Annotated in this window: 22 protein-coding genes and 2 tRNA genes; 9 read left to right on the top strand and 15 right to left on the bottom strand. The window is 75.0% G+C overall.

Annotation, left to right across the window (positions count from 1 at the left end; all coding sequences use genetic code 11):
- Positions 1–30: 30 nt before the first annotated feature.
- A complete protein-coding gene (gene tadA, locus AC07VC_RS13780) occupies positions 31–513 on the bottom strand; it encodes a tRNA adenosine(34) deaminase TadA (RefSeq protein ID WP_494675053.1) in 483 nt (160 codons plus the stop codon).
- Positions 514–545: 32 nt separating this feature from the next.
- On the opposite strand from tadA, the gene upp reads away from it, so the two are divergent.
- From upp to AC07VC_RS13795, 3 genes are all read left to right on the top strand, one after another.
- Entirely contained in the window at positions 546–1,184 is a 639-nt protein-coding gene (gene upp / locus AC07VC_RS13785) for a uracil phosphoribosyltransferase (protein WP_317230780.1), read from the top strand.
- Positions 1,185–1,551: 367 nt separating this feature from the next.
- Positions 1,552–2,355 carry a winged helix-turn-helix domain-containing protein gene (locus AC07VC_RS13790; RefSeq protein ID WP_494675052.1) on the top strand — a complete coding sequence of 268 codons (804 nt, stop codon included), beginning with the start codon at positions 1,552–1,554 and terminating at the stop codon, positions 2,353–2,355.
- Positions 2,356–2,674: 319 nt separating this feature from the next.
- Positions 2,675–3,118: a MarR family winged helix-turn-helix transcriptional regulator gene (locus AC07VC_RS13795; RefSeq protein ID WP_317231253.1), complete on the top strand. Its 444-nt coding sequence runs from the start codon at positions 2,675–2,677 to the stop codon at positions 3,116–3,118.
- Here the strand turns inward: AC07VC_RS13795 and AC07VC_RS13800 are convergent.
- Entirely contained in the window at positions 3,115–4,497 is a 1,383-nt protein-coding gene (locus tag AC07VC_RS13800) for a glycosyltransferase (protein ID WP_494675051.1), read from the bottom strand. The two genes, AC07VC_RS13795 and AC07VC_RS13800, sit on opposite strands and share 4 nt — an antisense overlap.
- Before the next feature lie 141 nt (positions 4,498–4,638).
- Here AC07VC_RS13800 and AC07VC_RS13805 point away from each other — a divergent pair, with 141 nt between their 5' ends.
- Complete coding sequence (locus AC07VC_RS13805; RefSeq protein WP_494675050.1) at positions 4,639–6,165, top strand: cryptochrome/photolyase family protein; 1,527 nt, start codon at positions 4,639–4,641, stop codon at positions 6,163–6,165.
- A gap of 60 nt (positions 6,166–6,225) precedes the next feature.
- On the opposite strand, the gene AC07VC_RS13810 is transcribed toward AC07VC_RS13805, so the two are convergent.
- On the bottom strand, positions 6,226–7,314 hold the full coding sequence (locus AC07VC_RS13810; protein ID WP_494675049.1) for a YihY/virulence factor BrkB family protein: 1,089 nt from the start codon (positions 7,312–7,314) through the stop codon (positions 6,226–6,228).
- Between the two features lie 295 nt (positions 7,315–7,609).
- On the opposite strand from AC07VC_RS13810, the gene panD reads away from it, so the two are divergent.
- Positions 7,610–8,026 carry an aspartate 1-decarboxylase gene (gene panD / locus AC07VC_RS13815; protein WP_494675048.1) on the top strand — a complete coding sequence of 139 codons (417 nt, stop codon included), beginning with the start codon at positions 7,610–7,612 and terminating at the stop codon, positions 8,024–8,026.
- 300 nt (positions 8,027–8,326) lie between these two features.
- Here panD and AC07VC_RS13820 read toward each other — a convergent pair whose 3' ends face one another.
- The 6 genes from AC07VC_RS13820 to AC07VC_RS13845 all read right to left on the bottom strand — a co-directional run bounded on the left by AC07VC_RS13820 (position 8,327) and on the right by AC07VC_RS13845 (position 13,101).
- Entirely contained in the window at positions 8,327–9,100 is a 774-nt protein-coding gene (locus AC07VC_RS13820) for a lysophospholipid acyltransferase family protein (RefSeq protein WP_494675047.1), read from the bottom strand.
- Between the two features lie 110 nt (positions 9,101–9,210).
- The gene (locus AC07VC_RS13825) at positions 9,211–10,245 is read right to left on the bottom strand and encodes an aldo/keto reductase (protein WP_494675046.1); all 1,035 of its coding nucleotides are present in this window, start codon (positions 10,243–10,245) and stop codon (positions 9,211–9,213) included.
- Between the two features lie 17 nt (positions 10,246–10,262).
- Positions 10,263–10,811: a hydophilic protein gene (locus tag AC07VC_RS13830; protein WP_494675045.1), complete on the bottom strand. Its 549-nt coding sequence runs from the start codon at positions 10,809–10,811 to the stop codon at positions 10,263–10,265.
- Between the two features lie 125 nt (positions 10,812–10,936).
- On the bottom strand, positions 10,937–11,848 hold the full coding sequence (locus tag AC07VC_RS13835; protein ID WP_494675044.1) for an alanyl-tRNA editing protein: 912 nt from the start codon (positions 11,846–11,848) through the stop codon (positions 10,937–10,939).
- Positions 11,849–11,912: 64 nt separating this feature from the next.
- A complete protein-coding gene (locus tag AC07VC_RS13840) occupies positions 11,913–12,668 on the bottom strand; it encodes a YidC/Oxa1 family membrane protein insertase (RefSeq protein WP_494675043.1) in 756 nt (251 codons plus the stop codon).
- 103 nt (positions 12,669–12,771) lie between these two features.
- Entirely contained in the window at positions 12,772–13,101 is a 330-nt protein-coding gene (locus AC07VC_RS13845; RefSeq protein ID WP_494675042.1) for a DUF6412 domain-containing protein, read from the bottom strand.
- 162 nt (positions 13,102–13,263) lie between these two features.
- On the opposite strand from AC07VC_RS13845, the gene AC07VC_RS13850 reads away from it, so the two are divergent.
- The 3 genes from AC07VC_RS13850 to AC07VC_RS13860 are packed head-to-tail and all read left to right on the top strand — an operon-like array spanning position 13,264 to position 15,031.
- Positions 13,264–13,674 carry a PadR family transcriptional regulator gene (locus AC07VC_RS13850; RefSeq protein ID WP_494675041.1) on the top strand — a complete coding sequence of 137 codons (411 nt, stop codon included), beginning with the start codon at positions 13,264–13,266 and terminating at the stop codon, positions 13,672–13,674.
- The gene (locus AC07VC_RS13855) at positions 13,671–14,762 is read left to right on the top strand and encodes a hypothetical protein (RefSeq protein WP_494675040.1); all 1,092 of its coding nucleotides are present in this window, start codon (positions 13,671–13,673) and stop codon (positions 14,760–14,762) included. The genes AC07VC_RS13850 and AC07VC_RS13855 overlap by 4 nt, the downstream gene beginning before the upstream one ends.
- Entirely contained in the window at positions 14,759–15,031 is a 273-nt protein-coding gene (locus AC07VC_RS13860) for a response regulator transcription factor (RefSeq protein WP_494675039.1), read from the top strand. The genes AC07VC_RS13855 and AC07VC_RS13860 overlap by 4 nt, the downstream gene beginning before the upstream one ends.
- A gap of 208 nt (positions 15,032–15,239) precedes the next feature.
- Here the strand turns inward: AC07VC_RS13860 and AC07VC_RS13865 are convergent.
- Positions 15,240–15,312 (bottom strand) — tRNA-Arg (locus AC07VC_RS13865).
- 190 nt (positions 15,313–15,502) lie between these two features.
- Here AC07VC_RS13865 and AC07VC_RS13870 point away from each other — a divergent pair.
- Positions 15,503–16,858: an alpha-amylase family protein gene (locus AC07VC_RS13870; protein WP_494675038.1), complete on the top strand. Its 1,356-nt coding sequence runs from the start codon at positions 15,503–15,505 to the stop codon at positions 16,856–16,858.
- A gap of 18 nt (positions 16,859–16,876) precedes the next feature.
- Here AC07VC_RS13870 and AC07VC_RS13875 read toward each other — a convergent pair whose 3' ends face one another.
- The 5 genes from AC07VC_RS13875 to AC07VC_RS13895 all read right to left on the bottom strand — a co-directional run bounded on the left by AC07VC_RS13875 (position 16,877) and on the right by AC07VC_RS13895 (position 20,705).
- Complete coding sequence (locus tag AC07VC_RS13875) at positions 16,877–17,290, bottom strand: hypothetical protein (protein WP_494675037.1); 414 nt, start codon at positions 17,288–17,290, stop codon at positions 16,877–16,879.
- 90 nt (positions 17,291–17,380) lie between these two features.
- Positions 17,381–18,457, bottom strand: coding sequence for a Gfo/Idh/MocA family protein (locus tag AC07VC_RS13880; protein WP_317229081.1), 1,077 nt, complete (start codon positions 18,455–18,457; stop codon positions 17,381–17,383).
- 17 nt (positions 18,458–18,474) lie between these two features.
- Positions 18,475–19,173: a ThuA domain-containing protein gene (locus tag AC07VC_RS13885; protein WP_094114989.1), complete on the bottom strand. Its 699-nt coding sequence runs from the start codon at positions 19,171–19,173 to the stop codon at positions 18,475–18,477.
- A 170-nt stretch (positions 19,174–19,343) separates the two neighbouring features.
- On the bottom strand, positions 19,344–20,408 hold the full coding sequence (locus AC07VC_RS13890; protein WP_494675036.1) for a LacI family DNA-binding transcriptional regulator: 1,065 nt from the start codon (positions 20,406–20,408) through the stop codon (positions 19,344–19,346).
- A 205-nt stretch (positions 20,409–20,613) separates the two neighbouring features.
- Positions 20,614–20,705 (bottom strand) — tRNA-Ser (locus AC07VC_RS13895).
- Positions 20,706–21,118: the final 413 nt, after the last annotated feature.

Here is a 21,118-nt window from a genome sequence, read left to right on the forward strand (position 1 = left end):
GGACGCCGGGCGCCGTCCCGGGGTCCCTCCTCAGGCGCCGGGGTCCGCGCGCCGGTCGGCGAAGAACGCGTCGAGCAGCTGCGCGCACTCCTCGGCCCGGACGCCCGCGAACACCTCCGCGCGGTGCGGCAGGCGCCGGTCGCGCAGCACGTCGTAGAGCGAGCCGCCGGCGCCGGCCTTCTCGTCCCAGGCGCCGAAGACGACGCGGGGAACGCGCGCCGCGAGGATCGCGCCGGCGCACATCACGCACGGCTCGAGCGTGACCACGAGGGTGGTGCCCACCAGGTGCCGGTCGCCGGTGGTCGCCGCGGCCTCCCGCAGCGCCTCGACCTCGGCGTGCGCGGTGGGGTCCTGGCGGGCCTCCCGGAGGTTGCGGCCGCGGCCGATCACGACGCCCGACGCGTCGACGACGACGGCCCCGACGGGCACGTCCCCGGTGGCCTCGCAGGCCCGGGCCTCGTCGAGCGCCACGGCCATCCAGCGGTCGTAGTCGCCCGGCACGTGGAGGTCCAATCGCCGTCCCCCTTGCTGATTAGATGGAGCCTATGCGAGTCCACGTAGCCGACCACCCGCTCATCACGCACAAGCTGACGGCGCTGCGGGACCGCACCACCCCCTCCCCCGTGTTCCGCAGCCTCGCCGACGAGCTCGTCACGCTGCTGGCCTACGAGGCGACGCGCGACGTCCGCGTGGAGACCATCACCGTGCAGACCCCGGTGGCGCCCGCGCAGGGCCTCACGCTGAGCGACCCGAAGCCGCTCGTCGTCCCCATCCTCCGCGCCGGTCTCGGCATGCTCGACGGCCTGATGCGCCTCATGCCGAGCGCGGAGGTCGGGTTCCTCGGCATGGTGCGCAACGAGGAGACCCTGCAGCCCGACATCTACGCCGAGCGCCTCCCGACCGACCTCTCGAACCGCCAGTGCTTCGTGGTCGACCCGATGCTCGCCACGGGCGGGTCGCTCATCGCCGCCATCGAGTACCTCTTCGAGCGCGGCGCGGTCGACGTCACGTGCATCTGCCTCATCGCGGCGCCCGAGGGCCTGAAGGCCGTCGAGGAGGCCACCGCCGGCCGCGAGGTCACGATCGTGCTCGGCGCGCTCGACGAGCGGCTCGACGAGGTCGGCTACATCATCCCGGGGCTCGGCGACGCGGGCGACCGCCTCTACGGCACCGCCGCGCACTGACCCGGCCCGCGCCTCCGCGCACGCTGTCCGGCGGCGCACAGATCCTGCGCGTCCCGCACGATTCCCGCGCTCCCTGTTGACACGGACGCGCACATCCGTGCAAGCTCTCCCCATGACTCTGAACGCGCACGTCCTGACCTCCTCCGAGGCCTCGGGAGTCGCCGGCATGATGATGCCCGGCCGTGTCGCGATGTCCTGTCGAATGTCGGCCTGACCCGCTGCCTTCGCCCGAGCGGTCCCGCGACGCATCCGTCGCCGACCCTCCTCGCCGTCACCGGCGCATCCGCCCCCTGAGGCGTCTCGCACTCCCCTGAGGTCCCGCGCACTCCTGCTGCGCCGCACCCGCATCATCACAAGGACTCCCGCCATGTCCCTCGCGACCATCGACTCCGCCCGCACCGCCCTCCGATCCGCTCCCGCCGCTCCGGTGCTCCGCCCGGCGGCTCCCCTCGCCCCGGCCGTCCGCCGGAGCCACCCCACGGCGCTCCCGACGCCGGCCGTGACGCCGGCTGCCGCCCCGACGCCGGCCACCGCGCCTGCGCGGCCCGCACGGCTCCGCGCCGTGCCCGAGGGCACCGAGGCCCGCGGCTTCGCCATCTACGTCGGCCTCGACGAGCTGAAGGCGGCCGCCGCGGGCACCGACCTCGGCACCGTCGTCGCCGCGCTGAAGCGCCTCGCGGCCGAGCTCGCGCCCGGCGTCGAGACCCACGCGGCGGTCGCCCTGGCCCCCGAGGGCGCGGGCGGCCGCGACATCGACGTGGTGCGCCTCGCGCTCCAGGACCCCGCCGCCGTCGCCCAGCACCGCGAGCAGCCCGAGGACGAGGACCACGTGGACGGCGGCGTGACCGTCGACCTGTCCCGCAAGCGCGTGGTGCTCGACGGCGAGACGGCCCCGCTCACGTACAAGGAGTTCGAGCTGCTGCAGTACCTGGTGCTCCGCGAGGGACGCACCATCGAGCGCTCCGAGCTCATCGGATCGCTGTGGTCCGCCGCGGACGAGGACGACGTCCCGAACGAGCGCACCATCGACGTCCACGTCCGCCGCCTCCGCTCCAAGCTCGGCCGCTACGAGGAGATCGTGCGCACCGTGCGCGGTGCCGGCTACCGCTTCGACCGCCATGCGGACGTGTCCGTGCACCACGCCAGCACCCAGTCGCCCGACCTCTTCTAGAGCCGCGCGGTCCGCACAGCCCGTCTATTCGGAGCTGTCGGCGTACTCCCAGCACATCGGGGCGATTGCGGGTAGCGGGGCGTTACGGGATCGTTATACAGTCTTCTCGTCCCCACCGTTTGCTGTGGCGGTGGAGACGGAATGTGATTGCAGGACACTCCTGGTGCAAGGGAGAGGGCCGGCCCCATGCCTCTGGGGTCGGCCCTCAGTCATGTCCGGCCCCCTCGGCGCCGGATCCTCCCCGCGACGCCGCCCTAGACTTCGGGACGAGAGCGTGCGCCCGATCGCCATCGCGGTGCGCACCGGACGAGGAGGCCTGGTGGGCGAGACCGCGGACGCCGTGCGGGCCTGGGAGTCGCTGTTCCGCGCGCAGGTCAGCGTCATGCGCCGCCTCACCGCCGAGTTCCCCAGCCGGGAGCTCTCCTTCAACGAGTACGACGTGCTGTTCAACATCTCCCGGCAGCCCGAGGGCCGCCTCCGCCTGCGCGACCTCAACCAGCACGTGCTCCTCACCCAGCCGAGCGTCAGCCGCCTCATCGACCGGCTCGTCGCCCGCGGGCTAGTCGTCAAGTGCGGCGACGAGAGCGACGGCCGCGCCACGATCGTGCGCCTCACCGAGGCCGGCGACGCCGCGTTCCGCAAGGTCGCCCGCGTGCACATGGAGTCCATCGCCTCGACCGTGGGCGGCGCGCTCACCCCCGAGGAGCTGGACACGCTGCGCGAGCTGACCGAGAAGCTGCGCGGGAGCGTCGCCGAGGCCTAGACCGCCCGGTCGGCCGACGGCGGCCGCGCGAACGGCCCGCCGCGGGCCACCAGGAGGCGCAGCAGCGCCAGGACCAGGTCGGCGGCCGTGACCACGCACGCCGCCCAGCCGACGGCGGCCGTGAGGCCCGCGGCCGCGGGGCCGCCGACCGCGGCCAGCGCGAGCACGCCCGTGACCACCACGGCCAGCACCGCGACGGCTGTGGCGTCGACGGCGGAGAGCGGCGGCACGGCGTCGGCCGCAGCCGGGCCACGACGGCCGCGCGGGACCACGCGGTGCAGGCCGTCGCGGATGCGCGAGACGCCGTAGGCGGCCTCGCCCGCCTCCAGGGGCAGGTGCGTCGCCCCGAAGAGCACGTCGGCGAGCGTGCGCTCGCGGATGCGGCGCAGGGTGCGGATCTGCAGCGGCAGCCGCACCAGCACGGGGACGGCCCACCACCAGGCCGGATGCAGCTCCCCCCGGATGCCGGCGGCGCCGAGGTAGAGCGCGATGAGGGCGTAGGACACGAAGCGGAGGACGGGCCCGACGCCGATGCGCAGCGCGGCGAGACGGGCGCGGCGCCGGTCGGCCGCTGCGGCGGGCGACCCAGCGTGCGTGAGCCGGCCGACGTGCCGGTTCCACCGGTCGCGGCGCTCGCGCATCGCGCCCCAGCGGACGGCGGTGTCGACGCGCGCCCGCGCCCCGGGCACGAGCGCGGACCGGTCCTCGCCGGACAGGAGGGCCGTGAGGATCGCATCGGACGGGGCGGCGGCCGAGGGCGACGCCGGCTCGGGTGCGGGGATGCGGAGCAGCGTGGCGGGCGCCAGCGGGACCGGCCCGGTGAGGCCGAGGTCGATGCCGGTCTCCACCGCGCCCACCGCCCAGTGGCGGTGCAGGAGGCGGAGGGCGGCCGCCAGCGGCCCGCGGGATCCGCTCGGGCGGGGGTCGAGCCGGGCGGAGACGCCGACGGCGTCGGGATCGCGGTCGAGGGCATCGGCGAGGAGCTCGAGCACGCGCGGCTCCAGCTCGGCGTCCGGCGACACGAGCAGCACGCGCCCCGGGTCGCCCACCAGGCGGAAGGCGAGGTCGTAGGCCGATCGGAGGGGGCTCTCGCGGGGGCCGCGGTCGATCACGGTGACGGTCGTCGCCGCGGGGCCCGCGCCGTCGGCGGGATGCTCGTGCACGCCGTTGAACGTGCGCGCGACCGCGAAGGCGTCGTCGTGGCTGCCGGCCACCACGACGACCACGCGCTCCGGCGGTCGGGTCTGGGCGAGGAGCGACGCGAGGGTGCGCGCGATGGTGGCGCCGGAGTCGCGCGCGACGACGACCGCCGCGACGGCGTCGGGGCCGGCCGCTCCGCGGTGCGCGGACGGGGGCAGGGGGGCGCTCGGGTGGTCCATGGGCCTCTCGACGTCGGGTGCGGTCGGCGGTCGGACCCGGACGGACGCGCACTGCCACGACCGATGTTACGGGCCGCCCGGCTGCGTCCGCGCGAGCACCGCACACCCGCCGCCGGACGGACACCGTCCTAGGCTCGACGCATGAGCGACGACGACGCCCCCGACCACGGATCGACGGACCGGGAGGGCGCCGCGGCGGCGCACGGGCCGAGCATCGTGTGGCTGCGCGACGACCTGCGCGTGGCCGACAACCCGGCGCTGCACGCGGCGGTCGAGCGGGGCGAGCCGGTCGTGGTGCTGTACGTGCTCGACGAGGAGAGCGACGGGATCCGCCCGCTCGGCGGCGCCGCCCGCTGGTGGCTGCACATGAGCCTGTCGCGCCTCGGGGAGTCGCTCCGGGACCTCGGCTCGCCGCTCGTGCTGCGTCGCGGACCGGCCGCGCGCGTGCTCGCCGAGCTCGTCGAGGAGACCGGGGCCGGCGCCGTGCTCTGGAACCGGCGCTACGGCGGGGCGGAGATCGCGGTCGACACCGGCATCAAGAAGGACCTGAGGGACCAGGGCCTGGACGTCCGCAGCTTCCAGGGGTCGCTCCTGGTGGAGCCGTGGACCGTGACCAACAAGCAGGGCGAGCCGTTCCGCGTGTACTCGCCGTTCTGGAAGACCGCGCAGGAGCGCGAGGAGCCGCGGAAGCCCCTCCCCGCGCCCACGGGGCTCGACGCGCCGCGGAAGCGCCCTCGGACGGACGACCTCGACGACTGGGGTCTGCTGCCGACGAGGCCGGACTGGGCGGGCGGGCTCCGCGAGTCCTGCGACCCGGGTGAGGCCGCGGGCCTGCAGCGCCTCGAGGACTTCGTGCACCACGAGCTCGAGGACTACGCCGCCCAGCGCGACGAGCCCGCGGCGATGACCACCTCGCGGCTGTCGGCGTACCTGCGCTGGGGCGAGGTGAGCCCGTTCCAGGTCTGGCACCGGGTCCAGCGCACGCGCGGCAGGAAGGTCGGGGGCGACGAGGTCAACGCCACGAAGTTCCTGTCGGAGCTCGGATGGCGGGAGTTCAGCTACCACCTGCTGTACCACCAGCCCGACCTCGCCACCCGGAACTTCAGCCCGCGGTTCGACGGCTTCCCGTGGGAGGAGCCGACCGACGAGACGCTGGGCGCCTGGCAGCGCGGGCGGACGGGCGTGCCGCTCGTGGACGCCGGCATGCGCGCGCTCTGGAAGGACGGCCACCTGCACAACCGCGTGCGCATGGTCGTCGCGTCGTTCCTCATCAAGAACCTGCTGATCGACTGGCGCCTCGGGGAGCAGTGGTTCTGGGACACGCTCGTCGACGCGGACGCCGCCAACAACGCCGCCAGCTGGCAGTGGGTCGCGGGGTCCGGAGCCGACGCGGCGCCGTACTTCCGCGTGTTCAACCCGGTGCTGCAGGGGCAGAAGTTCGACCCGGCCGGCGAGTACATCCGCTCGTACGTGCCGGAGCTCGCGCACGCGCCCCGGGACGTGGTGCACGAGCCGTGGAAGGCCCAGGGCGACCTGGTGGCGAGCGCCGAGGACGACGCGGACTCCACGGCCGACGGCGGTCTCGCGGCCTATCCGTCGCCCATCGTCGACCTCAAGGAGTCCCGCCGTCGCGCGCTCGCGGCGTACGACGAGGTCAAGGACCGCTGACGCGCGAGGGGCCGGCGCGCGGATCGCGCACCGGCCCCGGCGTGACGCGTCGGCGGCGGATCAGGAGCGGTCGTCCGCCCGGTCCTCGCGACGGAGCCGCTCGTCGCGGTCGTGGCGCTCGCGGATCCCGCGGCCGCGCTTCACGTCCTCGCGCTCCAGGGCGGCCTTCTTGTCGCTCACGGCGGTGTCGCGCGGCGGCAGCTGGATCGTCTCCTCGGCCGCGATGCCGGCCTGCAGCTGACGGCCCCGCTCGAGCTCCGCGTCGAACTCGGCGCCGAACAGCAGCGCGAGGTTCGCGATCCAGAGCCAGAGCAGGAAGACCACGACGCCGGCGAGCGCGCCGTAGTTCTTCGCATAGCTGGAGAAGTTCGTGACGTAGAACGCGAAGCCGAGGGAGGCCACGACCAGCACGACGAGCGCGATGGCCGCGCCCATGCTCATCCAGCGGAACCTCGGCTGCTTCGCGTTCGGGGTGGCGTAGTAGAGGATCGCGATCAGCAGGACGATCGCGAACGCGAGCACCGGCCACTTGGCGATGGACCACACGACCTGCACGGTCTGCCCGAGCCCGAGCGCCTCCCCGATGGCGTCGGTGACGGGACCGGAGATCGCGATGATGAGCCCGCAGACGAGCAGGAGCACGATGCCGATGACCGTGACGGCGAGCTGCGTGGGCTTGAGCTTCCAGAACGGGCGGCCCTCCGGGATCTCGTAGACCCGGTTCATCGCCCGGCTGAAGGCCCCGACGTAGCCGGACGCCGACCAGACGGCCAGCACGATGCCCGAGACGAGCGCGAAGCCGGCTGCCGGCGAGTCCACGAAGCCCTCGATGACGGGGCCGAGGAGCTCCACCGCCTGGGGTGCGATCGGCTGGACCACCTCGGTCACCGCGTCCACGGTGCTCTGCCCCTGTCCGAACACGCCGAGCAGCGAGATGATCGCGATGAGCGCCGGGAACAGCGACAGGACCGCGTAGTAGGTCAGCGACGCGGCGATGTCGGTGCACTGGTCGGAGCCGAACTCGCGCATGGTCTTGCGGAGGACGTACTTCCACGACGGCTTCTCGATGTCCGTCGGGGAATCGGGCTTGCGCGCGTCGTCCTGGTCGGGCCGGTCCTCGATGGTGCCGGCTGTGTCTCGTCCTGCCACTGGTGCCTCCGTGGTGATCGGTGCGGGTCGGGTCCCCTCCCCCAGCGTGGCCCGCGGCGGGCGGCGCGCATAGCCCGGACGGCGGCCGCACAGTGCCCGCGCGGCGGCTGCAGCGCGCCCGGCCGCGTCCGCGCTGCCCGCGCGGGTCTCGTACACTCGCCGGGGGCCACGCGCGACCTCGGATCCGGCGCCCGCCGGAACATCCGCCCGCCGCCGCGCGTTGCCCTCGTGATCGCCCCGCGATCACCGTGCTCCGCCGACGCGCGCACGGACGCCGCCCGGCAGAGGAGGACGCATGCTGCGCACCATGATGACCGCGAAGATCCACCGCGCCACGGTGACGCACGCCGACCTGCACTATGTGGGCTCGGTGACGGTCGACCGCGACCTGCTCGACGCCGCCGACATCCTCGTGGGCGAGCGCGTGAGCATCGTCGACGTCACCAACGGGGCCCGGCTCGACACCTACACGATCGCGGGCGACCGCGGCAGCGGCGTGCTCGGGATCAACGGCGCCGCCGCGCACCTCGTGGGTGTGGGGGACGTGGTGATCCTCATCGCGTACGGGCAGATGACGACCGAGGAGGCCCGCGCCCTCGAGCCGCACGTGGTGCACGTCGACGCGCGGAACCGGATCGCCCGCGTGGACGCCGATCCCACGGCGCCGCCCGCGCCGGGCCTCGAGCGCTCGCCGCTCTCCGAGCCGGCCTGAGCCGCGTCCTCCGCCGGGCCCAGCACTGTACTGGGTCCCCCAAACGACGGACAGAGGCCGATCCCCCCAATACGGGGTACATTCCCGCGTAAGCCGGAGGAACGCCAGGATGCCGGGCTACCGTGGAGGCATCCGGTACGGCTCTTCGGGTGAGCTGTACCGCACCAGCCGGTTCGTCTGCGGGTAACAGACGTTCACGTGCGCAGTCCGGCCCGGGCCTCGAAGGTCCGGGCCGGTCTCATTCCTCCGTCGGTCCGTCCGGATCCGCCGCGTCGAGCGGCGCTCCGCGACCGGTCGGCCTCAGCGCTCCTCGGCGCGTCGACGGCGGCGCTCGTCGCGTTCGGCGTCCGCGGCCGCGGCCTCCTCGGGCGTCGGCGCCGTGCCGCCGAGGTGGCGCGGCTGCCACCACGCGCCGCGCCCGTCGACCGGGTAGTCGGCCTGCAGGCGGTCGACCAGCCCCTGGAGCTCCCCGCGCAGGACGTCGGTGACGACGCGCGGATCCGCGTCCGGCGCCACCGGGATCCGCTCGCCCACGCGGAGGTGCACGGGGACGCCGATGCGGTCGCGCACGCGGATGCGGCGGTTCTTCGTCAGCAGCCGGTGCCCGCCCCATACGGCGACGGGGACGATGGGGACGCCGGCCTCGGCGGCCAGCCGGGCCGCCCCCGTCTTCAGCTCGCGCACGCGGAACGACGCGCTCACTCCCGCCTCGGGGAACACGCCCACGAGCTCCCCGGCGCGGAGCGCCGCGACGGCATCGGCGTAGGCCGCGGCACCCGCCGTCATGTCGACGCTGATGTGGCGCATGCGGCGCAGGACCCAGCCGACGCCGGGCTGGTCGAACGCGCCCTTCTTCGCCATGAAGCGGATGCGGCGGCGGCCGTGCAGCCACGTCGCCCACTCGACGAGGGCGAACTCGAGGTACCCGAAGTGCGTCATCGCGATGACGGCGCCCCCGGTCTCGGGGATCCGCTCCCGTCCGTCGGCGACCAGGCGGAGGCGGAGGGACCCGAAGAGCGCGCGGCCCAGGATCACGGCGGTCCCGTAGACGGGCTCGCGGGTGCGGCGGCTCATGCCACGACCCTAGGGGCCCTGCCTCGCCGCGCGCCGGGAGCCGACGCTCGCCGGACCGGCTCGTCGGCTCCCGTCGCTCCGCCGCGGCCCGGCGGCAGCCCGGCGGCAGCTCAGCGGCGGCGCTTGGCGGGATCCAGCCAGTAGTTGGAGAACCCCGTGTCGGCCGGGTTCACGTTCTGGCCGGGCGGCACGATCTCGTCGATGCGGTCGAGAGTCGCGGCGTCGAGCTCCAGGGACGCGGCGTCGAGCTGGGACTCGAGCTGCTCCATGGTGCGCGGGCCGATGATCGCGCTGGTGACCGCCGGGTGGCGCAGCACGAACGCCAGCGCCAGGTGCACGAGCGGCACGCCGAGCTCGTCGGCGAGGGCGCCCAGCTGGTCGGCGGCCTCGAGCTTCGGGTCGGACGGGTCGTAGCGGGACGGGTCGCGGTCGTTGCGGTGCGTCTTGGGCATCTCCTGGCCCTTGCGGTACTTGCCGGAGAGCCATCCGCCGGCGAGCGGGCTCCAGACGAGCGTGCCCATGCCGTGCCGCTGGGTGGTGGGAAGGAGGTCCGCCTCGATTCCGCGCGTGAGGAGCGAGTAGGGCGGCTGCTCCGTGACGAAGCGCGCCGTGCCCCGCTCGCGGGCGGCCCACTGGGCCTCGGCCACCTGGCTGGGCTGGAACGTGGACGACCCGATGTAGCGCACCTTGCCCTGGGAGACCAGGTCGGTGAGGGCGCCGAGGGTCTCCTCGATGTCGGTGTGCTCGTCCGGCCGGTGCATCTGGTACAGGTCGATGTAGTCGGTGCCGAGGCGGCGCAGCGAGTCCTCGACGGCCCGCATGATCCAGCGGCGCGACCCGCCGCGGTGGTTCGCCTCCGGCTTCATGCCGTTGAAGAACTTGGTGGCGAGGACGATGTCGTCCCGGCGGCCGGACTGCGCGATCGCCCTGCCGACGATCTCCTCCGACTCGCCGTAGGCGTAGATGTCGGCCGTGTCGATGAAGGTGATCCCGGCGTCGATGGCGCGGTGGATCACGCGGATGGACTTCTCGTGGTCGGTCTCGCCCCATGCGCCGAACATCATGGTGCCGAGGCAGAGGCGCGAGACCTCCACGCCCGTGCGTCCGAGGTGGGTGGTGGGCTGCTCCGTGGACTGCTCTGTCATGAGCGCCACGCTACGCGCTAGGAGTCGGCGCGGCCGCTCTCGGCGCCGGCATCGGCACCCTCGGACGCCGGTGCGACGTCGGCCTCGGTGGACGCGCCGGGCTCGACCGTGGCCTGGGCCTCGTCGTCCATCGTCTCCAGCGTGATGTCGGCCTCGGGGGCCTCCTGGCCGTCGGCGTCGAGCGGCACGATGTAGTCGCCGAGGCGGCGGCGGGCCGCCTCCTCGCGCTGCACGCGGATGCGCTCGAGCTTCTCCTCGCGCAGGCGCAGGCGCTCGGTGTCGACCTCGACCCGGCGGACGGTGACGCCGCGGGTGGGGCCGGCGGCCTTCGCCGGGGTCGTCTTGCGGGACGGCTCGCGCTTCGCGGCCTCGCTCGCGGGCTTCCGCGACGGGGCGGTGCCCGACTTCGCGGCGGCCGAGGCGGGCTTCGTCGACACGGCCGGCGGCTTCCCGGAGCCCGGGCAGCGCTCGTGGTTCCGACCGTGGTCGAGGATGTTGCCCGTGGCCATGCCGACGGGGTTCGCCTTGCCGCAGACCGAGCACTTCGTCGCGGGGGTTGCTGCCACGTTCGATACCACTTTCCATCGCCGCGCCGTCGCCGGACCGAGGATGCCGGTCGGCCGGACGGCGCCTGACCACGGTACCCGACGCACGAGGTGCGGGGATACCGGGCTCCCCCGGTCCGGGCGCGTCAGGCGGGGACGCAGGTGGTGCGCATCCGCACCACCACGGCGCCGTCGGCCTCCTCGACCTCCAGGTCGACCGTCACGGACGCGAGCTCGTGGAGGCCGGCGAGGTGCGTCCCGCCGCACGGGATCCGCGCCGTGCCGTCGGGCAGCTCGCAGACCCAGGAGCGGCGCGAGGTGAGCAGGTCGCCCTCGCGCTCGATCCGCGCGGCCGCTCCCGAGGCCACCCACCCGGCGAGCGTGGCGTCGACCTCGGCGCGCACCTCGTCGAGGCTCTCGAGGAGCGCGGCGGGCACGAAGCCCTTCTTCCGGAGCGACTTGCCGAGCCGGTAGACGTCGACCGACGACCACGGGCCGATGCGCGAGGTCCCGATGGCGAGCGCGTCGAAGCCCGGGGCGCCGAGGGCGTCCCGCGGGACCTCCTTGGTCCACGCGGCGGCCAGCGCGCGGTCGAGGGCGAGGGAGGCGAGGTGGCAGCCCGTGTGGCCGGCCGAGAGCGCCTGGCGGTGCTCGGGATCCACGGCGACCTCGGCCGCGTCGCCCGCGCGCACGTCGGCGTCGCCCGCGACGACGTGGACGGCGACGAACGACCAGCCGTCGGCGCCCTTCTTGACGGGCACGTCCGCGCCCACGTGCAGCGCGGCCCCGCCCTCCGCCGGATCCGTCCCGGCCGCCCCCACGAGGCAGTCGAGCACCTCGATGGCGGCTCCCCGCACCCGGAGGACGGCGCGGTCCGCGGGCTGGTCGGGCCAGGCCGCGTCGACCGGGTGGCAGGCGGTCGCGTCGAGGACGACCGCGAGGGTCCCGTCGTCGCGGGCGTCGGCGCGGAGGACCGTGCCCTCGGAGGCGACGGCTCCCGCCGGGTAGGTGACGCGGGTGGGCGGCAGGGCGACGGCGCCCGCGGAGGTGGAGGTCATGGCGGCTCCCGGTTCGGTGTGCCCCGATCCTCCCAGAGCCGGCGCGGCGCACCGGCCCCGCCGATCACGTCCCCGCGCCCCGGGCGGGCGCCCGCCCGAGCACGCAGCGGAGCACGGCGCGCTCCCCCAGCGTCCACGCGGCGCTCGCGAGGAGGTACAGGGCGGCCGCGAGCGGGGCGACGGCGGCGAACGCCACGGTGACGAACGGCAGCACGCGGAGCATCCCCGCCATCCCGGGCACGGCCGGGTCGGCGGGCGCGGGCGGGCCCTGGAAGCGGAGGTCGGCGCGTCGGCGCACCTCCACGACCACCGCCAGCACGGCGAGCACGGCGGCGCAGACGAGCACGGGCGCGAGCCCCAGCCCCGCGGACGCCAGCGCGCTCGTCCCGAGGGGCACGCCGCCGAACGGCGCCGCGAGCAGGGCGTTCGCCTCCCCGCCGATCCGGCCGTGCGCGAACAGGGCGTAGACGGCGGCGAGCACGGGTGCCTGCGCGAGCGTCGGCAGGCATCCGGCGAGCGGGGACGCGCCCTCGCGGGCGTAGAGCTCCTGCGTCGCGCGCGACAGCCGCTCGGGATGCCCGGCGTGCCGGCGGCGGAGGTCGGCGAGCGCGGGCGCCAGGCGGCGGCGCTGGATCTCGGCGCGCACCTGCGCGACGCCGACCGGCACGAGCAGGGCGCGCACGCCGAGGGTCAGCAGGACGACGGCGACGCCGGTCGCCGAGGCGCCGGCGAGCGGGTGGATCAGGTCGGCGAGGCCGACGACGAGCTGGGACAGGCCGTCGAGGACGGCTCGGACGGGGGCGATCGATGTGGGGTCCACGGTGTTCCTTGCGACGAGAGCGGAGGGGGTCCGTCTGGTCGTCGCATGCCGGCGCGCGCCCGGTCCCGTGCCGTGAGGGCGGCGGGACCCGTGGGGGCCGCGGTCAGGCGGCCGGGTGCGGCGCGGGCACGACGACCCGCGTCGCGCGCCCCGGGGCCCGGGAGCGCTCGTGGCCGTCGGCGTCCGGGTCGCTGGAGGACACGAGGACCGGGAGGTCGACGTCCTCGTCGGGTCGCCTCGGCGGCGCACCGCGGCCGAGGAGCCCGCGGGCGGCGGCGATGCGCACGAGCGCGACCGTGGCGGCCACGGAGGCGGCGGAGGCCGCACCCACGAGGGCCGCGAGGAGCACCGCCGGCGCCACGCCCGCGCCGCCCAGCACGACGTCGCCCACGAGGGCGAGGACGCGGCCGAGGGCCTCCAGGACGAGGGGCATGCTCGACGGTAGCACCGGCGGCCGTGGCGGCACGCTGTCCGGGAGCCCGACGACCCGGGCGCGGAACCCAGCGGCCCTGCCTGCTCGGACACGCCGCATGCATGGCACTCCGAAGTACCGCGCAGTGCGTGATACCGTGCGACGCATGAGAGAGAACGGCTGATGGACACCACGCAGCTCCTCAAGGGAGCGCTCGACACCGCGGTGCTCGCCGTCGTGCAGCACGACGACGGGTACGGCTACGACATCGTCCGCCGCCTCCGCGACGCCGGCCTCGGCGACGTGGGCGACGCCTCGGTGTACGGCACGCTGCGCCGCCTCTACGCGGCCGGCGCGCTGTCGAGCTACGTGGTGCCGTCGGAGGGCGGCCCGCACCGGAAGTACTACGCGATCAACCCCGAGGGCCGCGAGCTGCTCGCGGGGCAGCGCGCCACCTGGGCGGCCTTCGCCACGGCGATGAGCGGACTGCTCGGCGACCCGGCCTCGCCGTCCGCCCGACCCGCGGGGCGGGCTGCCGGCGCCGGCGCCGTGCCCGCATCCGTCCACGTCCGCACGATCGGAGAGAAGCCGTGAACACCGCAGATCCCGCCCTCGACACCCGCATCCGGGCCTTCGCCGCCGCCGTGCGCGCCCGGCTGGCCGACCTCGACCCGGAGGACGTCGACGACCTCACGGGCGGCCTCGAGGCCGACCTGCAGGAGGAGGCCGCCGACCACGACGGCGCCCTCGAGCTCGGCGACCCCGCGCGCTACGCCGACGAGCTGCGCTCCTCCGCGGGGCTCCCCGAGCGCACGGCGGCCGCTGCCGCTGTCGCCTCGCCCCTGTCGCTGCTCCGGCAGCGGATCGACGAGACCGGGCGCGAGATGCTGCGCACCGTCCGCGCGAACCGCGAGCTCTCCGCGGTCCTCGACCTCCTGATCGTCTTCCGCACGGTGTGGTGGCTGCTGCGGGCCTGGGCCGGCTACCAGTGCGCCCTCGTCGTGCTCGCCGTCGTCTTCGGCTCGTCGCACCCCTTCACCCTGCTCCCGGGCGGTCCGCTGGGCTGGCTGCTGATCGCCGCCCTCACGCTGGTCAGCGTGCAGTGGGGCCGGGGCCGCTGGGCGGGGAACCGGTTCCTGCGCACCTCGCGGACGGTCGTCAGCGTGGGCACCGCCCTCTCGCTCCTGGTCCTCGTCCCCGTCGCGCTCACCGACTCGGGGAGCGACGGATACGTCGACGAGAGCGCCTACGCGCCCTACGAGGAGCCGGGGCTCCTCCTCGACGGCAAGGCGATCGCGAACCTGTTCGCCTACGACGCCGACGGGGAGCTCCTCGACCGCGTGCAGCTGTTCGACCAGGACGGGGAGCCCGTGACGACGGTCAGCGGCATCGAGGAGGACGGCCGGGTCGTCGACCCGACGACGGGCGAGCACGTGTCGCCCGCCGACGGCGCCTGGAACGTGTTCCCCCTCGAGCGGGACATGATCGCCGTCGCCGACGGGAGCGTGCCCTCCGGCTCGGGGGTCGTGCGCCCGCCGTTCGCCAAGGCGCTGCCCCTGGGGTCGGTCGGAACCGCGACGCCGGGCCCCGCGCCGAGCGGCGACGCGACGACGGCGCCGGAGGACGCGCCGGCGGAGGAGCCCGCACCCGACCCCGCGCCCACCCCGGAGCCGGCGCCGTGAGCGCGCTGGTCGACAACGGGCGCGGGCGCGGCGCTGACGGCGCGGGCACGGAGCTGGCCCGGCTGACGGCGCGGGAGCGCGAGATCCTCGTGCTCGTGGCGCGCGGGCTCTCGAACGCCGAGATCGCCGGGCGCCTGTTCCTCGCGCCGACGACGGTGAAGACGCACGTGAGCCGGACGCTCGACAAGCTCGGCGTGCGGGACCGCCTGCACGCGACGATCTGGGCGTACGAGCACGGGGTCGTGGAGCCGCTCGCGGCCGTCCGCTGAGGCGGGCCGGGAGCGGCGGGCCGGGAGCGGCGGGCCGGGAGCGGCGGGCCGGGAGCGGCGGGCCGGGAGCGGCGGGCCGGGCGGACGCCGGGGAGCCGTCCGACGAGGACGGCCGGAGGACCAGGACAGCCTCGGGAGACGAGAACGGCCCGCACGAGGCGGGCCGTTCCATTCTGTCTCAACCAGAGATGCGCACCCGGAGGTGCTGTGCGCCCGGAGGGATTCGAACCCCCAACCTTCTGATCCGTAGTCAGATGCTCTATCCGTTGAGCTACGGGCGCAGTCGTACGGCGATGATCTCCGCGAGCGGCGATCAGGCCGGGAGACAGACTACATGCTCGCGGGCCGCCTCGCGAATCCGCGCCGCGCGTCGCCCGCCGGCGGCTGCGCGATGTCCCGGGGAGCCCGTCCGGCGAGCGCCCCGCGACCCGCTGATTAGGCTGGATCGACCCGAACCGCGAGGAGCGACCCTTGGCATCCTGGACCGACCACGTCGTCTGGTGGCACGTCTACCCGCTCGGCTTCACCGGCGCCCCGCAGACCCGCGACGACCTCGCCGGCCCCGACGGCGGCTCCCCCGCGGCCGGCGCGGCCGGGCCCGCGCACCGCCTCGACCGGATCCGCGCGTGGCTGCCGTACCTCGTCGACCTCGGCGCCAACGGCCTGCTGCTCGGCCCGGTCTTCGACTCGGAGACGCACGGCTACGACACCCGCGACCACCTCGCGGTCGACCCGCGGCTCGGCGACGACGCCGACCTCGAGGCCCTCCTCGCCGACGCGTCCGCGCGCGGCGTGCGCGTCCTGCTCGACGGCGTGTTCAACCACGTGGGCCGCAGCCACCCGCGGTTCGTGCAGGCGATGGCCGACGGTCCCGGATCCGAGGCGGCGTCCTGGTTCCGCTGGGACGAGGCCGGGGAGCCCGTCGGCTTCGAGGGCCACGGGGCGCTCGTCACGCTCGACCACGACTCCGAGGCCGTGCGCGCGCACGTCGCCGACGTGATGGCGCACTGGCTCGACCGCGGGATCTCCGGCTGGCGGCTCGACGCGGCGTACGCCGTGCCCGCCGCGTTCTGGGCGGCCGTGCTCCCGCGCGTCCGCGAACGGCACCCCGACGCGTGGTTCGTGGGCGAGATGATCCACGGCGACTACGCCGACTACCGGGCGGAGTCGAGCGTCGACTCCATCACGGCCTACGAGCTGTGGAAGTCGATCCGGAACTCGATCGCCGAGCGGAACCTCTTCGAGCTCGACTGGACGCTCACGCGCCACGCCGAGCTGCTGCCGTCCTTCACGCCGCAGACCTTCGTCGGCAACCACGACGTGACGCGCATCGCCTCCGCGCTGGATCCGCGGCACCTCGGCCACGCCGTGGCCCTGCTGCTCCTGCTGCCCGGCATCCCGTCGATCTACGCGGGCGACGAGCGCGGCCTCACGGGCGTGAAGGAGGACCGCGCGGGCGGCGACGACGCCGTGCGCCCCGCCTACCCGGCCACCCCCGAGGAGCTGCCCGGCGACCCGGACGCCGCGCGGATCCGGAGCCTGCACCAGGAGCTGGTCGGCCTCCGCCGCCGGCACCCCTGGCTGGTGGACGCGGGGATCGCGACCTCCGGGCTCACCAACACCGCCCTCACGATCACGCTGCGCCCCTCGGGCTCCGGTGCGGCGGGCGGCGTCGCCCCCGGCGCGGCGGACGCGCTCCGCCTCGTGTTGAACCTCGGCGACGAGGCCGTCGAGGTCACCGGATCCGCCGACCGCGTCGAGGCGGGCGGCCTCGATGGCGCGGGACGAATCCCGGCGCACGCGTGGGCGGTGCTGGCGGGCGACTAGGCGCTGCGCCGGTCGCGCTCAGACCGCGCGGTGGGGCCAGCCGTAGACCTCGGCCAGCAGCGCCGCCCGGGCCGCGTGCGCCGCGGCCTCCTCCTGCGCCTCCCCGTCCGGGTCCTCGTCGGCGGCGGCGGCGGCGAAGCGCCCCTCCGCGAGCACCGGCCCGTCGTCGTCGAAGGGGCGGTGCGTGAGCGGCCATTCGACGGCGGTGAGCGCCGGCCAGTCGGCGCCGTCGGCCTCGTCCGCTCCGTCTGCGACGGCAGCCGCGCTGCCCGCCCCCTCCTCGTCGCGCCACCCGGTGCCGAGCGGCGTTCCGGAGCCGAGCGGCGTTCCGGAGCCGAGCAGCCGCTCGTCTGCCGGACGCGCGTCCACGGCGCGCAGGCCCTCCCCGTCGCCGTACGGCGCGAAGAGGAACTGCGAGAAGTGGCGGGTCACGGCGTCAGGGTAGTCCGCGGCGCGTGCCGCGGACGGCGGGCGGACGGGATTGTGGAAGGCTGCCCACCACCCGTCCGCGCGCCGTCCCGGTCAGTCGCCGGAGCGCCCCGGCTGTCCCAGCGGCACGGCCTCCGGACGCTCCACGGTGCTCCGGATCTCCCCCGTCGCCGACGGGTCGAGGATCGCGTCCATGACCTCCAGCACGTGGAAGGCGAGCTCGCCCGACGCCCGGTGCGGGGCCCCGCGGCGGATCGCGTCGGCCATCTCCGCCAGGCCGCATCCGCGGCCGGCGTCCACGAAGCCGGCGCTCGGCTCCACGTCGGCCCACTCCCGATCCGCGGAGGTCGCGACCTGCACCGTCCCCGAGAAGTGGTTGGGATCGGGTACCGAGAGGGTGCCCGCGGTGCCGTACACCTCGATGTTCGGGATGCGCGTCGCCCATACGTCGAAGCTCATCGTCACGGTGGACACAGCGCCCGAGGCGTGCGTGAGCACGGCGCTCACGTGCGTGTCGACCGTCACCGGGATCTCGCGGGACTCCGGGTCGGAGGCGGCGGAGCGCACGCGGTCGGACCGGAGCGACGCGCCCTGCACCCGCGTGACGGGGCCGAGCAGCGTCACGAGCGCGGTCAGGTAGTACGGGCCCATGTCGAAGAGCGGGCCGGCACCCGGCTGGTAGTAGAACGCCGGTGCGGGGTGCCAGAGCTCGTGGCCGGGCGCGCCCCAGAAGGCGTTCGCCGCGACGGGCCGCCCGATCGTGCCCGCGTCGAGCACGGCGCGCGCCGTCTGGATCCCGGTGCCCAGGACGGTGTCCGGCGCGGATCCGACCCGCAGGCCCCGCTCCTCCGCGAGGCGCAGGATCGGCTCGGCCTCGGCGGGGCTCAGCGCGAGCGGCTTCTCGCCGTACACGTGCTTGCCCGCCTCGAGCACGCGCAGGTCGACCTCGGCGTGCGCCGCGGGGATCGTGAGGTTCAGCACCGTGTCGATGCGCGGGTCGGCGATGAGGTCGTCGACGCTCAGCGCGTCCACGCCCTGCGCCTCGGCGACCGTGCGGGCGCGGTCGAGGTCGAGGTCGGCGACCGCGACGAGCCGGACGCCCGGCAGGGACTCGAACGCCGCGAAGTACTGCTCGCTGATCTTCCCGACGCCGACGATCCCGAGGGTCATGGCGTCGTCGTCGTGCTTCAGCGTGCTGCCCACAGGAGGCCCCTCTCGATGATGGTGCGGACGTTCGGGTCCTCGACGACCTCGATGCGGTGGCCGGGGGCGGAGACGAAGATGCGGCCCTCGCCCCACTGGCGGGTCCAGATGGCGGGCGCCGTCACGGGCCGGTGCCACGGATCCCACGGCCGGACGGTCTGCGTGGTGGTGGCCAGCACGTCGTTGTACTCGTCGCTCAGCACCCAGTACTGCTCGGTGACGAGGTCGAAGTCGGCGATCCCCTGCGTGATCTCGTGCGTGCGCCCGAGCTCCGTCATCTCCACCGTGTACGGGATGTAGTTGTCGGACTGCTCGCCGGTGCGCTCGGCCGGGTCCTTGCCCGCGTGGTGGGCGAACTGGCCGCCGATCATGTGCAGGTAGTCGGCGGTGTTCCGGTAGGAGTCCGCGATGCCGCCGTGCCAGCCGGCCATGCCGGTGCCGGCGATGACGGCGGCGCGGAGGCCCGCCATCTCCTCCGGCTCGATGGTGGTCATGGTGTTGGCCTGCACGATGAGGTCGGTCTCGGCCATCGCGTCGGCGTCGGCGTAGACGGCCGATCCCTCCTCGACGCGCACGTCGAAGCCGTTCTCCTCGAGGAACGGGATGAACAGCCCGGTCGTCTCCACGGGCATGTGACCGTCCCAGCCGCCGCGGACGATGAGCGCCTTCCGCGCCGCGGTCACGCGAGGACCGTCCGCTCGGGCTGGCCGCTGGGCGGACTGACGGACGTGCGGGGCATCTGCATCACTGCGACTCCTTCGTCGAGCGCCACCGGTCGGCTGCCGTGCGCCCCTCGAACGCTACGCACCGGCGGACGGCGGGGGCAAGCAGGGCGCGGACGATCCGAAACCTTTCACTCGTGCGCCGACACCACGTCCGCCGGGGCCGCCGTGCTGCCGCGCTCGACGAGCGCCGTCGCGAGGTCGAGGCGCGTCGGCTCGTCGTCCCGGCCCTCGCGGATCCGCAGCACCATGCGCGCGGCGGCCTCGGCCATCTCGCGCACCGGCTGGCGCACGGTGCTGAGCGCCGGGGACACGATGCGGGCGAACGGGAGGTCGTCGTAGCCGAGCACCGAGAGGTCGGCCGGGATGCGGATCCCGCGCTCCCGCGCCGCCTCGTACAGGCCCAGGGCCTGCTCGTCGTTGCCGGCGAAGATCGCGGTGGGCCGCTCGGAGGCGTCGAGCATCGCGCCGCCGGCGCGGTAGCCGGCCGAGCGGCCGAAGTCGCCCTCGCGCTCGTCGAGCGTGACGTGCGGCCCCGCGGCCTCCAGGGCGCAGCGGAAGCCCGACATGCGCGCGCGGGAGTAGAGGCGGTGCGGCGGCCCGCTGATCGCGCCGATGCGCGTGTGCCCGAGGCCGAGGAGGTGCTCCCCCGCCGCGTGGCCGCCCTCCCAGTTCGTGGACCCCACCGCCGGCACGTCCGCGGCGGGCGACCCGGCGGGATCCACCACCACGAACGGGATGCCGCGGCTGCGCAGCTGCCGCTTCTGCGCGGGCGCGAGGTCGGAGAACACGAGCACGAGGCCCATGGGCCGGCGCTGCATGACGCCCGCCATCCAGTCGCTGTCGAGCGCGGTGTCGCGCCCCTGCTCGGTCACGATGACGCTGAGCCCGTGCTCCCGGGCGACCGCCGAGACCCCGCGCAGGAGGTCGACCGAGAAGCCCGTGTCGACGACCTCGAGCACGATCTCGATCAGCGCGCCGTGGGGACGCTCGGCGCCGCGGCGACTGTACCCGTGCCGCTCCATGAGCTCCTCGACGCGCGCGCGGGTGGCGGGCGAGATGCCCTTGCGCCCGTTCAGGACCTTGCTCACGGTGCCGATCGAGACGTTGGCCTCGCGGGCGATGAGGCCGAGGGTGGTGCCGGCGCCGTGCTCGGGGTCCGGCTGCCGCGTCGCAGCGGGAAACGTGTCGCTCATGGTGGTGATGCTAGGCCGCCGCGGGCGCCGTCGGACGACCCGCGGTCGCGCGATCGCGGGTCGCGCCGCGGGCGGGCCGATCCGGTCGGCACCGGGACGGAGCCGGACGGGGAGCCCGGACCGGGGGCCGAGGCGGGCCGGAGATGCGCAGCCGCAGCCGGCGGGGCGGGTCTCGACGCGACACCCGGCGGGAGACCGGAGAGGATGGCGGAGACGGTGGGATTTGAACCCACGGTACCCATACGGGTACTCCACCTTAGCAGGGTGGTGCACTAGGCCGAACTATGCGACGTCTCCAGACGTACCCGTCCACTGTACCGGACGCGGCGACCTCCTCGGCATCACCTGCGCCGGAGCGACGAGCCCGAACGGGGGGTGCGGCGCGGTTGTCCCCCATTCGACGGACACGTAGTGTCTGTCTCGACGCGTGTGCCGGACCCGACCGGCTTACCCCGCGCGTGTCGCTGTGTCAGCCCAGAGATGTCCCGCTCGCCCACGTGGCCGCGGCCCGGATCCCCCGAACCGGTGCCGCTCACCCCCACGCACGCGACGACGTCGCGAGCCCACCGTGGGCGAGAACGAGATTCTCGTCCGGCGGAGGATTCGGGTCGAAAGCTGAACGAGATAGACGGGCCCTCGCTGCATAGGGTGTGCAGCGGGGTCCCGTCGCCCCTCCCGCGCCCCGCCCGCCGCGCACCGCACCGCACCGA

This window comes from Clavibacter sp. GW821-FHT01D01 (assembly GCF_059422605.1).

What these genes read in the sequence shown, in the direction of transcription:
- AC07VC_RS13850 (WP_494675041.1), top strand. Translation starts at nt 13,264, where the DNA reads ATGGACACCACGCAGCTCCTCAAGGGAGCGCTCGACACCGCGGTGCTC.
- AC07VC_RS13790 (WP_494675052.1), top strand. Translation starts at nt 1,552, where the DNA reads ATGTCCCTCGCGACCATCGACTCCGCCCGCACCGCCCTCCGATCCGCT.
- upp (WP_317230780.1), top strand. Translation starts at nt 546, where the DNA reads ATGCGAGTCCACGTAGCCGACCACCCGCTCATCACGCACAAGCTGACG.
- AC07VC_RS13890 (WP_494675036.1), bottom strand. Translation starts at nt 20,408, where the DNA reads ATGAGCGACACGTTTCCCGCTGCGACGCGGCAGCCGGACCCCGAGCAC.
- AC07VC_RS13845 (WP_494675042.1), bottom strand. Translation starts at nt 13,101, where the DNA reads ATGCCCCTCGTCCTGGAGGCCCTCGGCCGCGTCCTCGCCCTCGTGGGC.
- AC07VC_RS13820 (WP_494675047.1), bottom strand. Translation starts at nt 9,100, where the DNA reads ATGAGCCGCCGCACCCGCGAGCCCGTCTACGGGACCGCCGTGATCCTG.
- AC07VC_RS13805 (WP_494675050.1), top strand. Translation starts at nt 4,639, where the DNA reads ATGAGCGACGACGACGCCCCCGACCACGGATCGACGGACCGGGAGGGC.
- panD (WP_494675048.1), top strand. Translation starts at nt 7,610, where the DNA reads ATGCTGCGCACCATGATGACCGCGAAGATCCACCGCGCCACGGTGACG.
- AC07VC_RS13800 (WP_494675051.1), bottom strand. Translation starts at nt 4,497, where the DNA reads ATGGACCACCCGAGCGCCCCCCTGCCCCCGTCCGCGCACCGCGGAGCG.
- AC07VC_RS13835 (WP_494675044.1), bottom strand. Translation starts at nt 11,848, where the DNA reads ATGACCTCCACCTCCGCGGGCGCCGTCGCCCTGCCGCCCACCCGCGTC.
- AC07VC_RS13825 (WP_494675046.1), bottom strand. Translation starts at nt 10,245, where the DNA reads ATGACAGAGCAGTCCACGGAGCAGCCCACCACCCACCTCGGACGCACG.
- AC07VC_RS13880 (WP_317229081.1), bottom strand. Translation starts at nt 18,457, where the DNA reads ATGACCCTCGGGATCGTCGGCGTCGGGAAGATCAGCGAGCAGTACTTC.